Raw genomic sequence first — 12,988 nt, 5'->3', positions numbered from 1 at the left:
CGCGTCGCCCATCACGGGCGGCGCGGCTTTTTCATGGGCATCGCGCACAACGAAAAGGGGGCCGCGCCACCTTCCCGGTGACGCGGCCCCCTTTTGCTGCTCCGTAGAGCGTCCGATCAGTAGCGGTAGTGATCCGGCTTGAACGGTCCTTCGACCGGCACGCCGATGTAGCCAGCCTGCTTCGGGGTGAGCTGCGACAGCTTTACGCCGAGCTTTTCGAGGTGCAGCGCCGCGACCTTCTCGTCGAGGTGCTTGGGCAGGACGTAGACGTCGTTCTTGTAGTTCTCGCCCTTGGTCCACAGCTCGATCTGCGCGAGCGTCTGGTTGGTGAACGATGCCGACATGACGAACGACGGATGGCCGGTCGCGCAGCCGAGGTTCACGAGGCGACCCTTGGCGAGGATGATGATCTGCTTGCCGTCCGGGAATTCGACCAGGTCGGTGCCGGGCTTCACTTCGGTCCACTTGTAGTTCGACATCGCGGCGATCTGGATCTCGCTGTCGAAGTGGCCGATGTTGCAGACGATCGACATCGGCTTCATCGCCTTCATGTGATCGGCGGTGATGACGTCGGCGTTGCCGGTCGCGGTCACGAAGATGTCGGCGCGGGTCACCGCCTCGTCCATCGTCACGACCTCGAAGCCCTCCATCGCCGCCTGCAACGCGCAGATCGGATCGACCTCGGTCACCATCACGCGCGCGCCGCCGTTGCGGAGCGACTGGGCCGAGCCCTTGCCGACGTCACCGAAGCCGGCAACCACGGCGACCTTGCCGGCCAGCATCACGTCGGTGGCGCGACGGATCGCGTCGACCAGCGACTCCTTGCAGCCGTACAGATTGTCGAACTTCGACTTGGTGACGCTGTCGTTGACGTTGATCGCCGGGAAGGGCAGCTCGCCCTTCTTCGCGATCTCGTACAGGCGGTGCACGCCGGTGGTCGTCTCTTCGCTGACGCCCTTCAGGTTCTTGACCGTCTCGGTCAGGTAACCCGGCTTCTTTGCGATGAACGCCTTCAATGCGCGGTGGAATTCGACTTCCTCCTCGTTCTCAGGCTCGCCCAGCGTGTGACCGGCCTCGAGCTTCGCGCCCCACAGCGCGAACATCGTCGCGTCGCCGCCGTCGTCGAGGATGATGTTGGCGGTCTGGCCCTCGACCTCGGCATCCCAGGTGAAGATGTCGCCGACATAATCCCAATAGTCGGCCAGGCTCTCGCCCTTCACCGCGAACACCGGCACGCCGGTCGCGGCGATCGCGGCGGCGGCATGGTCCTGCGTCGAGAAGATGTTGCAGGTCGCCCAGCGCACGTCGGCACCGAGCGCGGTCAGCGTCTCGATCAGCACCGCGGTCTGGATCGTCATGTGCAGCGAACCGGTGATGCGCGCGCCCTTGAGAGGCTGCGACGCGCCGAATTCGGAGCGGAGTGCCATCAGGCCCGGCATCTCGGTCTCCGCGATGCGGATCTCGGCGCGACCGAAGTCGGCGAGCGCGATGTCCTTGATGACATAGTCCTGCGCCGTCTTGGCGGCGCCCTCGGGCGCAAGTGCGGTGGCCACGAATAGTGCTCCTGATACGAATGAATGGCTGCGCCCATACGGGTTTGCAGCCTGACGAGCAAATATAAAGATATCTTTATATGTTCAAGTCCGGCGTGACGGGAGCGATCCGCGTCAGGCGGTGCCCACGCCGGCGACCAGCAGCCGCGGGTCGATCCCCGCCCCCGCCATCGCCCGCGCCCAGCGCTCCTGCGCCGGCACCTCGAACAACACGGCATTCTCGGCAGGAGCCGTCAGCCAGCCCGGCCGAGACAATTCCCCCTCCAGCTGTCCCGCGCCCCAGCCGGCATAGCCCAAGGCGACGACCCAGTGCGCCGGGCCCGTGCCCTCCGCGATCGCACGCAACACGTCGAGCGTCCCGGTCAGGGTCCAGCGCCCCGCGACCTGCACCGAATCCTGGCCCGACCATTCGGTGGAATGCAGGACGAATCCGCGGCGCGGCTCGACCGGTCCGCCCAGATGCACCGGCGCGTTCGGCGCCTCGCCGACGTCGATCTCCAGTTGCTCCAGCAGCGCGTGGAAGCCGACGCCCGGCACCACCGCGCCCAGCCCGATCCCCAGAGCTCCGTCCGCGTCGTGCCCGCACATCGCGATCACCGCATGTTCGAAGCGGGGATCGCTCATCCCCGGCACCGCGAGGAGGAACTGGCCGGTGAGATAGGCGGGATCGGTCACGCTTTTCCGCATAGCCGGTGCGGAAAGCCACCGCCACGCTTGAAATCGTACCGCTGCGGCCCGAAGTGCGCGGCGCGCGACGAATCCCGTCGGCGATCTACGGAGAATACAGGATGACCATCAGCGTCGGAGACCGACTGCCCAAGGCCACGCTCGTCAAGGTGACCGCCGACGGTCCCGATCAGGTCGATACCGAAACCTATTTCGCCGGCCGCAAGGTCGCGCTGTTCGCTGTGCCCGGTGCTTTCACGCCGACCTGCTCCGCGAAGCACCTGCCCGGCTTCGTCTCGCAAAAGGACGCGTTCGCCGGCAAGGGCGTCGACGAGGTCGCCTGCACCTCGGTCAACGACGCCTTCGTCCTCGACGCATGGTCGAAGCAGAACGATGCGTCGGGCGTGACGATGCTGGCGGACGGCAATGGCGACTTCGCCCGTGCCCTGGGTCTTGAGATGGACGGATCGAAGTTCGGTCTCGGCACGCGCAGCCAGCGCTACTCCATGCTGGTCGAGGACGGCGTCGTGACCCAGCTCCACGTCGAACAGCCCGGCGAGTTCAAGGTCAGCTCCGCCGAACACCTGCTCGCCGAAATCTGAGGCCGCCCGGCCTTTCGTCGTCACCCCGGACCTGTTCCGGGGTGCACGCGCCCAACTTGGAAATAACGGCTACGGTGGATGCCGGGACAGGCCCGGCATGACGGCGCTGGGCCGTCTTGCCTCCGTCATCCACCGCGCGTAACCCTTCGCGATGACAACCGCTTCCGACATCGTCGCAGAGCTGGACCGGCTCTACACCGCCTCCGTCGACCGTCTTCAGGCCGCCCTCACCCGCTATCTCGCCGATGGTATGCCCCCGGACGCGACCGCCCGCAGCGACGGCAGCTTCGCCTATCCCGAAATCCGGCTCAGCTTCGCCGGCGAACCCGGCCGTCCCGCGCCGTTGCGATCGTTCGGTCGTCTCGTGTCGCCTGGCGACTACCGGATCAGCGTCACCAAACCCGCGATCTTCGCCGATTACCTGACCGAACAGCTCACGCTGCTGATCGAGGACTACGACGTCACGGTGGAGGCGGTACCGGGCCGTCAGGAGATTCCCTTCCCCTACGTCCTCGACCCCGGTCACGCCCTCAGCCTCGATCAGGTGTCGGCGTCAGAACTCGCCCGCTTCTTCCCGGCGACCGAACTGGCGCATATCGGCGACGAGATCGCCGACGGCCTGTGGATCACCGTCGACGGCACGCGGCCGCTCGCGCTGTTCGACGGCCTGCGCACCGATTTCAGCCTCGCGCGATTGCGCCACTATATGGGCACGCCGGCGGAGCATGTTCAGCGCTTCGTGCTGTTCACCAACTACCACCGCTATGTCGATGAATTCGTACGCTGGGGCGCATCGCAACTTGGCGCGGGCAGCCGCTTCACCGCGCTGTCCGGCGCGGGCAACGTCGTCATCCACTCGCCCGACGATGTCGACACGATCGTGTCCGACAGCGCGTGGCGGCGGCACCAGATGCCCGCCTATCACCTGATGGCCGACGACCGCACCGGCATCACCCTCGTCAACATCGGCGTCGGGCCGTCCAACGCCAAGACGATCTGCGACCATCTTGCCGTCATGCGCCCGGAGGCGTGGCTGATGATCGGCCATTGCGGCGGCCTGCGTCCGTCGCAACGCATCGGCGACTACGTCCTCGCGCACGCCTATCTCCGCGACGATCACGTGCTCGACGACGTACTGCCCCCCGAAATCCCCGTGCCGGCCATCGCCGAGGTGCAGGTCGCGCTCGCCAAGGCCGCGGAGATCGTCTCCGGTCAGTCGGGCGAGGACCTCAAGCGCCGCCTGCGCACCGGCACGATCGTCACCACCGACGACCGCAACTGGGAGTTGCGCTATTCCAAATCGGCGCTGCGTTTCTCGCTCAGCCGCGCGGTCGGCATCGACATGGAATCCGCGACGATCGCGGCACAGGGTTATCGCTTCCGCGTCCCCTACGGCACCTTGCTCTGCGTGTCGGACAAGCCGCTGCACGGCGAACTCAAGCTGCCGGGCCAGGCCAACCGCTTCTACGAACGCGCGATCAGCGAGCATATGCGGATCGGCATCGAGGCGTGCGAGCAGTTGCGCGTCGAGGGCGAACGCCTGCACAGCCGCAAGCTGCGCGCCTTCAACGAACCCCCGTTCCGCTAAGTCGCTGAAACCCGTCGCGCGCAACCAAATCGGCGCCGGTCGCGTTACGCACCCGGAACCAAATCGGGGAAATGACATGGCCGACGACGATACGACAGCGACCGCCGACACGCCCGCCAAGCCCGCGCGCCGTCGCCGCACGACCACCCCCGCCAAGGCCGCCGCCGCCAAGCCACGCGCCACGCGTACCAAGGCCGTCACGACCGACAGCGACACGCCCGCCGCGCCCAAGACCCCCAAGGCCAAGGCTCCCCCCAAGCCCCGCTCAAGCAAGCGCGCCGCCCCCGCCACCCCGGCAACCAAGGCCCGCGCCGCTGCGACCCGCACGCGCGCCGCCGCGAAGACCGCGACCGACAAGGTTGGTGGCAAGTGGGGTGCTGCCGCGATCGCCACCGGCATTGCCGCCGCGGGTGCCGCCGCGGCGCTGTTCACGCTCAAGAGCAGCAGCGCCAAGCCCGCGGACCCCGCGAAGGGCTCTGGTCCGAAAACACCGACCAAGGGCGCGCATCAGCCCGACGGCACAGACTCATCCAAGTCGTTCGAAGCCGGCATCGCGGACGAGAACACCGTCCCGAACTGACGGTTTGCCCAAGCCCGTCATTCGGAGCGTGGCGAAGCAATCCAGAATGTCTCGCGATACGCTGGATCGCTTCGCACAGCCTGCCTTAGATTTTATCCCGCGACGACGTTTCACGCTCGTGCTCCCGCAAAGGCGGGAGTCCAGTGGTGTCGGATCGTCCGGCTACGGCATCAGGGACTGGGCCCCCGCCTTCGTGGGAGTGTGTCACTCGAAGCACAAGGCTAACAGCAGCTTCACCTTGATGGACCGCGGAACAGTTGCTGCAAACGCCGTGAGACTGACGAACGGTAAGCCGGGGTCGCGCAAGAAAATCACGCTGCGGGAGTGACGCCTCCGCGCAAATCCCCTCCCCCCCGTTCACCACCCGGTCGGCTTGCCCTTGTTCTGCTGATCCAGCCACGTCTTCAGCGGCGCGAAATACGCGATCAGCGCCTTGCCGCTCATCTCCCGCGTGCCCGTGAACGCCTGCAACGCATCCGGCCACGGCTTCGACTGTCCCATCGCCAGCATCGCGTTCAGCCGCTGCCCGACCTCCTTGTTGCCGTAGAAGGAGCAGCGGTGCAGCGGCCCGGTCCAGCCCGACTGTTTGCACGCCGCCTGATAGAACTGGAACTGCAGCACCCGGGCGAGGAAGTAGCGCGTGTAGGGGACACCCGCCGGGATGTGGTATTTGGCACCGGGATCGAACTTCGTCTCGTCGCGCGCGACAGGTGGCACAACGCCCTGATATTGCAGCCGCAGCTTGTCCCAGCCCGCCTGATATTGGCTCGCCGAAATCTGGCCCGAGAACACCTGCCAGCGCCATTTGTCGATCAGCAGCCCGAACGGCAGAAACGCCACCTTGTCCATCGCCTGCCGCAGCAGCAGCCCGACATCCTTGTCCGCGCTCGGCACCTTCGCCTGATTCAGCAGCCCGATCTTCACGAGATAATCCGGCGTGATCGACAGCGCGACGGTGTCGCCGATCGCTTCGTGGAATCCGTCGTTCGCGCCGTTCTTGTAGAGATAGGGCTGCGCCTTGTACGCGCGCTGATAGTAATTGTGGCCGAGTTCGTGGTGGATCGTCACGAAGTCGTCGCCATTCACCTTCGTGCACATCTTGATGCGGATGTCGTCCGCATTGTCGACGTCCCATGCCGATGCGTGGCAGATCACCTCGCGGTCCGCGGGCTTTACGATCTGCGAGCGCTGCCAGAACGTCTCCGGCAGCGGCTGGAAGCCCAGCGACGAGTAGAACGCCTCGCCCTGCTTCACCATCCGCACGGCGTCGTAGTTCTTCGCCTTCAGCAGCTCGCCGGTGTCGTAACCCAGATCGCCCGCCCCCGCCGGCGCGACGATGTCATAGATGTTGCCCCATTCCTGCGCCCACATATTGCCCAGCAGGTCGCTGCGGATCGGCCCCGTCTTCGGCTGCACCGCGTCGCCATATTTCGCGTTCAGCTTCCACCGGACATAGGTGTGCAGCGCCAGATACAGCGGCTCCACCTCCTTCCAGATGCGGTCCGTCTCCGCCGCGAAGGCATCGGGCGACATGTCGTACCCGGCGCGCCACATCGCGCCGACATCGGCATAGCCCAGTCCCTTAGCGCCGGCATTCGCCGCGGCGGTCATTTTCGTATAATCGGTCCGCATCGGCGCACCGACGGTGTCGTGCCAGCTGACCCACATCTCCTTCAGCTTGGCCGGATCGCGCGTCTCGCCCATCGCCGCTTCGATGTCGGACCCGTTGATCGGCTTGCCGTCGAGCGTTCCCTTGCCCTTGCCGTAGGCGGAGGACATGCGCGTGGTCAGCGTCGCCAGCGCCTCCGCCGCTCCCGGCGTGTCGGCGGCCGGCAGCGTGATACCGTTCCTCAACAGGTCCAGCTTGCGCCGTGTGTCCGCCGACAGCCCGGCTGCGGTCGCATAGCGGGCCGCGTCGTTCGCCAGCTTCACCTGGATCTCGGTCTGGTCGCCGTTCGCCTTAGCGGCCAGCGCATCGGTATCGTCGTTGATGTAGGTCGCCTGCACCCAGTTGATGCGGTTCACCGGCAGCGACAGCGCTGACAGCCGTTCCTCGGCGCTGGCGACGAAGGCGTCCGCCTGCGCGGCGGTCGTCCTGGCGGCGGGAGCCGCGGGGGTCTGCGCCACGACGGCTGCGGCCGACAGGCCCGCGAGCACCGCGAGCGATACGGAAGTACGAAGCATTCGGGGGATTCCTCTTCTATCCTCACGAAATGCGCCGCCCCGCCGTCGCACGTCAAGCCGCCAGAAAATCCGCGATCGCCTGCCCAAGCTCCGGCTTCACCACCGAACTCATATGCCCGCCCGGCACCTCGACATAGCGCCCGTCCGGCAGCGCGGCAGCGAGATCGGGCGCGGAGCCATTGTCCTGATCCTCCTCGCCCGCCACCACCAGCGCCAGCTGGACAAACCGCTCAACGTCCTCCGCCGCTGTATCCACGAACGTGTTCAGGATACCCAGCAACGCGACGGGATCGCCCTTCGTCGTCTTCAGGAACGCCTCCGCCAGCCATTCCGGCGATCCGCGCGGATGCTCGCCCAGCCGGGTCAGGATGTTGCGGAAATGATCGACGCGTCGGTCGGTGTGGAGCAGCCCGTCCAGCCCCATGCCCGCGAACACGACCCTGCCCGGCGTCGCTCCCGTCGCCAGCATCCGCGACGTCGTCCGTGCTCCCAGCGAATAGCCACCCAGATCATAGTTCGTCAGACCCAGATGCGCGATCAGCGCGTGGCCGTCGCGGGTCAGCGTATCTGGCGCATAGGCTGCGGGATCGTGCGGCCGGTCGCTTTCGCCATGCGCGCGCAGGTCGGGCATGATGACCCGGAACCCGTTGGCGGCGATCTTCGCCGCATGGCCATATCGTATCCAGTTGGTCGCCGCGTCGGAGAAGTACCCGTGGATCAGCACCACCGGCCGCCCCTCCCCCAGTTCGCGCCAGGCGATCCGGACGCCGTCGAAACTCTCGAAATAGTCAGTCGGGGAGCTTGCCAACCGCCGTCCTCCATAATGTCGCGATCCGCTCATTGTCCTCTGTCCGGCTGGCGGGCAACCCGCGCGTGTCCAGCCACTGCGGATGCCAGCTTTCCGTACCCGAATGCTCGACCGGGCCGGAACGCGGACGGATCGTCGAAACTGCCCACCGTCAGGTCCAGATGGTCTGCACCGTCACCCTCATAGGTCAGCGGCGTCCCGCATTCCCGGCAGAAACCGCGCTGCGCGATCGGCGACGACCGGAACCGCTCCGGCTCATGCGGGATCCACCGAAGGTTGCTCCGCGCCACGCCCTTGAACGCGATCGAGACTCCGCCAGTGGCACGCTGGCACATCCGGCAATGACACAGATAGGCATCGTCGTCGTGGATCGTCACGACGTAGCGGACACGCCCGCACTGACACCCGCCGGTCATATCCCTCGTCATGCCCACCTCCTCGATGGCGAACGCACGACCGGCGTGAAGGGTCAGCACGCGCGAAGGCTGCTGCGGCGTGACGCGACCTGATGCACGATACACCGTTGCGCAGTTGACGCGGCCGCGCGCCCGCCACCATGAGGGCCGGGAGAGAGGATGCCTGTTCCACCTTCGTGAGGGAACCGGGATTGACCAACGACGACAGCCTGCCGCTCGGCCGCCCGCACAGCGTGGCGGAGGATGCCTATGCGCTCGCCATCGGATGCGTGCTGCTCGTCGTCGGACTGATCTTCCTGAAATCGGCTGGACTGGTCACGGGCGGCATCGCCGGCATCGCGCTGCTGCTGTCGTACATCGTGCCGCTGCCTGCGGGTGTGCTGTTCACGATCGTGAACCTCCCCTTCTTCGTCATCGCCCACCGCACGATGGGGTCGAAGTTCGCGCTGAAGACCGTGCTGGTGAACGCCGGGATTGCGGGCTTTTCCGGCTGGGCGCGTCTATCGGTGCACATCGCCGACGTGCATCCCGCGTTCGCGGCGCTGGTCGGCGGCACCGTCATCGGCATGGGCGTGCTCTGCCTCGCCCGGCATCAGGCCGGCGTCGGCGGCACCGGCGTGATCGTCCTGTGGCTCTACCGCACGCGCGGCTGGAACGCCGGGCTGACACAGGTCGCGCTGGATGTTCTGGTCCTCGCCGTCGCGGCGCTGGTCGTCAGCGGCCCGGCGCTGGCATGGTCCGCCCTCAGCACGATCGCGATCAGCCTGATCCTGTTCGCGTGGCATCGCCCGGGGCGATACATCGGGCATTGATGCCGCCGCCCCTCGAAGCAAGGAGCGCGGCAGCGATGCGATCCTGAGCCGCGCGCTGGATCTGAATCGCCCCACGTCGCCCGGCGATCACCTCAAGCGCCCTCAGGCACCCTTCTGGAGATGCCTCCGCCCGAGCAGTTCGGCGATCTGCACCGCGTTCAGCGCCGCGCCCTTGCGCAGATTGTCGGACACGCACCACAGCGACAGACCGTTCTCCACGGTCGGGTCCTCGCGCACGCGGCTGACATAGGTCGCATCGTCGCCCGCCGCCTCGACCGGCGTGATATAGCCGCCGTCCTCGCGCTTATCGATCAGCATGATGCCCGGCGCCTCGCGCAGGATCGTCTGCGCTTCCTCGGCCGAAATCTCGTTCTCGAACTCGATGTTCAGCGCCTCCGAATGGCCGACGAACACCGGCACCCGGACACAGGTCGCGACGACCTTGATCTTCGCCCCCAGGATCTTCTTCGTCTCGACCACCATTTTCCACTCTTCCTTGGTCGATCCGTCGTCCAGGAAGCTGTCGATGTGCGGGATCACGTTGAACGCGATCTGCTTGGTGAACTTCTTCGCCTCGGCGGGGTCACCGACGAAGATGTTGCGGCTCTGCTCGAACAGTTCGTCCATACCGATCTTGCCCGCGCCCGACACCGACTGGTACGTCGCGACGACGACGCGCTTGATCGTCGCGGCATCGTGCAGCGGCTTCAATGCGACGACCATCTGCGCGGTCGAGCAGTTCGGATTGGCGATGATGTTCTTCGCGCGATACCCGTCGATCGCGTCGGGGTTCACCTCCGGCACGATCAGCGGCACGTCCGGGTCCATCCGGTACAGCGACGAATTGTCGATCACGGTGCAGCCGGCGGCGGCGAACTTCGGCGCATAGATCGCGGTCGCCTCGCTGCCGATCGCGAACAGCGCGATGTCCCACCCTTCGGGATCGAAATGCTCGATGTTCTGGATCTTGAGCATCTTGCCGGTGTCGCCATATTCGATCTGGTCGCCCTGGCTGCGCGACGACGCCAGCACCGCGATCTCGTCGAGCGGAAATTCCCGCTCGGCGAGGATGTTGACCATCTCACGCCCGACATTGCCCGACGCGCCCGCGACCACCACCCGATAACCCATCATCTGTCTCCGCAACCCGTGAACGTCATGCCGGACTCGTTCCGGCATCCACGGTGCGGCACGGGTCGATGCTGCGGCTCCTGCCGCACCGTGGACCCCGGAACAAGTCCGGGGTGACGAAGGATTACTTGCCCTCGCTATCGGCCGCCGTTGGCGCGGGCGTCGGCATCGACGACGCCGCCGGCACGGGCAGCGCCTCCGGCCGGTCGCGCACCGTCCGGTTGAGGAACGCCATGATCGTGCCCCACAGGTGCTGCGACACGCCGGGCCCGCCGACGCGATGCGTGTTGCCGGGATAGAACATCATCTCGAACGGGGTCGCCGTCCGCTGCATCTCCGCCGCGAACGCCGTCGAATTGTCGAGGAACACGTTGTCGTCCGCCATGCCGTGGATCAGCAGCAACGGATCGCGGATCTTCGACGCGTCCGCGATCGCCGCCGACGCCGCATAGGCCGCGCCGTCGATCCGCGGATCGCCCATATACCGCTCGGTATAGTGGCTGTCGTACAGTTCCCAGTTCGTTACCGGCGCACCCGCCACCGCCGCGGCATAGACGCCCGGCGTCTTCTCCAGCATCTTGATCGACATATAGCCCCCGTACGACCAGCCATAGGTCGCGATCTTGCTGGGCTCCACGAACGGCAGCGTCTTCAGATACTCCGCCCCCTTCAACTGGTCCGCGACTTCGACCCCGCCCATCGCATGATAGAGATGATCCTCGAACGCCTTGCCGCGATTGGGCGAGCCGCGATTGTCGAGCATGAAGAAGATCCAGCCCTGCTGTGCCAGATACTGCGGCAGCGGCCCCTTCCACCCTCGCGTCACCGTCTGGCTGCCGGGTCCACCATAATGCTGGAAGAACACCGGATAGCGTTTGCCCGGCTCCATTTTCGGCGCGACCATCGTCCAGTGCAGGTCGCTGCCGTCCGCCGCCTTGATCGTCCCGAACGTCGTCGCGGCCTGGCCCGCGGCATAGGGGAACCAGGGATGGGCCTCCGCGACGGGATTCTCCGCGATCCACGATACGCGCTGGCCGGCGGCATCGGCCAGATACACCTGTGGCGGCTGCGTCGGGCTCGATCGCTGCACGATCAGCCGGCTCGCCGTCCCGTCCATCGTACCCGAATTGGTGAAGCCGCGCTCCGTCAGGCGCGTAATCTGGTTCGGCTTGGCGATGTCGACCGCATACAGATGCTGCTCCAGCACGTCGTCCTTGGTGCCCGCGAAGAAGACGCGCCCCTTCGTCTCGTCCACCCCGACCAAATCGGTGACCACCCATTCGCCCTTGGTCAGCGGCGTCCACTTGCCCGCGGCGAAGCGATACAGGTGTCCATATCCGCTCCGCTCCGACCGCCAGATCAGGCTGCCGTCCCTGAGCACGCGATATGCGTCGGTCAGGTTGGTCCAGCTTTTCGCACCCGATTTCTCGGAGAACAGGATGGTCGACCGCCCCGTCGCCGGATCGACGCGCAAGATGTCGATCCGCTTCTGGTCGCGTGTCTGCCGCTGCACCAGCAGGCCCGATCCATCCGGCATCCAGTCGACGCGGGCTAGATAGATGTCCGGCTCCGCGCCCAGGTTCACCTTTACCTGACCCGTACCGTCCGGCTTCATGATATAGAGTTCGACCAGCACGTTCGGCGTCCCCGCCGCCGGATAGCGCTGTTCGTAGACGCGCGTGCCCGTCGCACCGATCGCCGCGCGCGTCGCGACGTGGACCGGTTCCTCGTCGAACTTTTCGACCGCGACCAGCCTGTCGTTCGGCGACCACCAGTAACCCGTGCGTCGGTCCATTTCCTCCTGTGCGACGAACTCCGCCTCGCCCCAGTGGACGGTCCCGCCGCCGCCGGTCGTCAGCGCCTTCGCCTCGCCACCGGTCAGCGGCTGTGCCCACAAATTCTGGTCGCGCACGAAGCTCACGTAACCGCCGCCCGGACTGACGACCGGGTTCAACTGCCCACCGGGCGTGTTCGTCAGCCGCCGGACATTACCGTCCAGCCCGGCCAGATACAGGTCGCCGTCCAGCGGTACGAGGATCGCCTTGCCATCGGGCGCCCAGTCATAGGCGACGATGCCCTTCGATCCACCGATGCGCGTCCGCTCGCGCTGCATCTTCTCCGCCTCGGACAGTTCCGCGCCGCTGCCGACCGCCTTGCTGTCGACCAGCATCCGCTCCGCACCCGTCCGCGTGTCCGTCGCCCACAGGTCGAACCGTTCCTTTTCGTCGGCACGGTTGCGCAGATACGTCAGCAGCGTCCCGTCCGGCGACAGCTTCAGCGCGCGCGGCTGGGTCCCTGATAGATCGGGACTGCCGAACACCTTCGCCAGCGTCAGCGTGCCGGCGGCCTCGACCGGCGGCAGCGCCTGCGCGGCGGCGTCGGCCGCCAGCGCGGGCGTCGGCGTTCCCGTTTGCTCCCGGCCCGTCTGCTCCCGGCCCGTCTGCTCCCGGCCCGTCTGCACCTGCTCAGCGGCCATCGCCATGCTCCCCCGCGTGACACCCTCGACCGGAAAATTTCCCGCCGAAGCCAGCATCATACCCAGCAGCCATGCGCGCATCCCGTCCCGCTCCAATCCGATGATCGCCCGGCATCGCCGGCGTGGCGCGCGTTATCGCGGCGCGCGCGGGCGGCGTAAAGAGCCGCGCTTC

General features: G+C 66.5%; 11 protein-coding genes. 4 read left to right on the top strand and 7 right to left on the bottom strand.

All coding sequences use genetic code 11. The features are described from left to right. Positions 1-116 precede the first annotated feature (116 nt). Together ahcY and ASG07_RS03925 are read right to left on the bottom strand one after the other, a co-directional pair. Positions 117-1,553 (bottom strand): adenosylhomocysteinase, encoded by a 1,437-nt coding sequence (gene ahcY / locus ASG07_RS03930; RefSeq protein ID WP_055842380.1) that lies wholly within the window; start codon positions 1,551-1,553, stop codon positions 117-119. Positions 1,554-1,667: 114 nt separating this feature from the next. Then, positions 1,668-2,228, bottom strand: coding sequence for a YqgE/AlgH family protein (locus tag ASG07_RS03925; RefSeq protein WP_156361716.1), 561 nt, complete (start codon positions 2,226-2,228; stop codon positions 1,668-1,670). Positions 2,229-2,341: 113 nt separating this feature from the next. On the opposite strand from ASG07_RS03925, the gene ASG07_RS03920 reads away from it, so the two are divergent. From ASG07_RS03920 to ASG07_RS03910, 3 genes are all read left to right on the top strand, one after another. Beyond that, complete coding sequence (locus tag ASG07_RS03920) at positions 2,342-2,821, top strand: peroxiredoxin (RefSeq protein ID WP_055842374.1); 480 nt, start codon at positions 2,342-2,344, stop codon at positions 2,819-2,821. A 151-nt stretch (positions 2,822-2,972) separates the two neighbouring features. Beyond that, entirely contained in the window at positions 2,973-4,409 is a 1,437-nt protein-coding gene (locus ASG07_RS03915) for an AMP nucleosidase (RefSeq protein ID WP_055842371.1), read from the top strand. A 76-nt stretch (positions 4,410-4,485) separates the two neighbouring features. Further along, a complete protein-coding gene (locus tag ASG07_RS03910; RefSeq protein ID WP_055842368.1) occupies positions 4,486-4,989 on the top strand; it encodes a hypothetical protein in 504 nt (167 codons plus the stop codon). 357 nt (positions 4,990-5,346) lie between these two features. Here ASG07_RS03910 and ASG07_RS03905 read toward each other — a convergent pair whose 3' ends face one another. The 3 genes from ASG07_RS03905 to ASG07_RS03895 are packed head-to-tail and all read right to left on the bottom strand — an operon-like array spanning position 5,347 to position 8,409. After that, positions 5,347-7,173: a M2 family metallopeptidase gene (locus ASG07_RS03905; protein ID WP_055842365.1), complete on the bottom strand. Its 1,827-nt coding sequence runs from the start codon at positions 7,171-7,173 to the stop codon at positions 5,347-5,349. A gap of 52 nt (positions 7,174-7,225) precedes the next feature. Further along, the gene (locus ASG07_RS03900; protein WP_055842362.1) at positions 7,226-7,981 is read right to left on the bottom strand and encodes an alpha/beta fold hydrolase; all 756 of its coding nucleotides are present in this window, start codon (positions 7,979-7,981) and stop codon (positions 7,226-7,228) included. Between the two features lie 29 nt (positions 7,982-8,010). Beyond that, entirely contained in the window at positions 8,011-8,409 is a 399-nt protein-coding gene (locus ASG07_RS03895) for a GFA family protein (RefSeq protein WP_236694533.1), read from the bottom strand. A gap of 179 nt (positions 8,410-8,588) precedes the next feature. Between ASG07_RS03895 and ASG07_RS03890 the strand changes: the two genes are divergently transcribed. Further along, complete coding sequence (locus ASG07_RS03890; RefSeq protein ID WP_236694532.1) at positions 8,589-9,209, top strand: YitT family protein; 621 nt, start codon at positions 8,589-8,591, stop codon at positions 9,207-9,209. Positions 9,210-9,311: 102 nt separating this feature from the next. Here ASG07_RS03890 and ASG07_RS03885 read toward each other — a convergent pair whose 3' ends face one another. Both ASG07_RS03885 and ASG07_RS03880 read right to left on the bottom strand, forming a co-directional pair. Continuing rightward, complete coding sequence (locus tag ASG07_RS03885) at positions 9,312-10,340, bottom strand: aspartate-semialdehyde dehydrogenase (protein WP_055842993.1); 1,029 nt, start codon at positions 10,338-10,340, stop codon at positions 9,312-9,314. A 124-nt stretch (positions 10,341-10,464) separates the two neighbouring features. Further along, complete coding sequence (locus ASG07_RS03880; protein ID WP_236694531.1) at positions 10,465-12,897, bottom strand: S9 family peptidase; 2,433 nt, start codon at positions 12,895-12,897, stop codon at positions 10,465-10,467. Between the last annotated feature and the right edge of the window lie 91 nt (positions 12,898-12,988).

Origin of the sequence: Sphingomonas sp. Leaf343 (genome assembly GCF_001423765.1) — a bacterium.
In the GTDB taxonomy this organism is placed as follows: Bacteria; Pseudomonadota; Alphaproteobacteria; order Sphingomonadales; family Sphingomonadaceae; genus Sphingomonas.
Note: the sequence above shows the minus strand (reverse complement) of the source record. Positions and strands in the feature narration are given on the sequence as shown.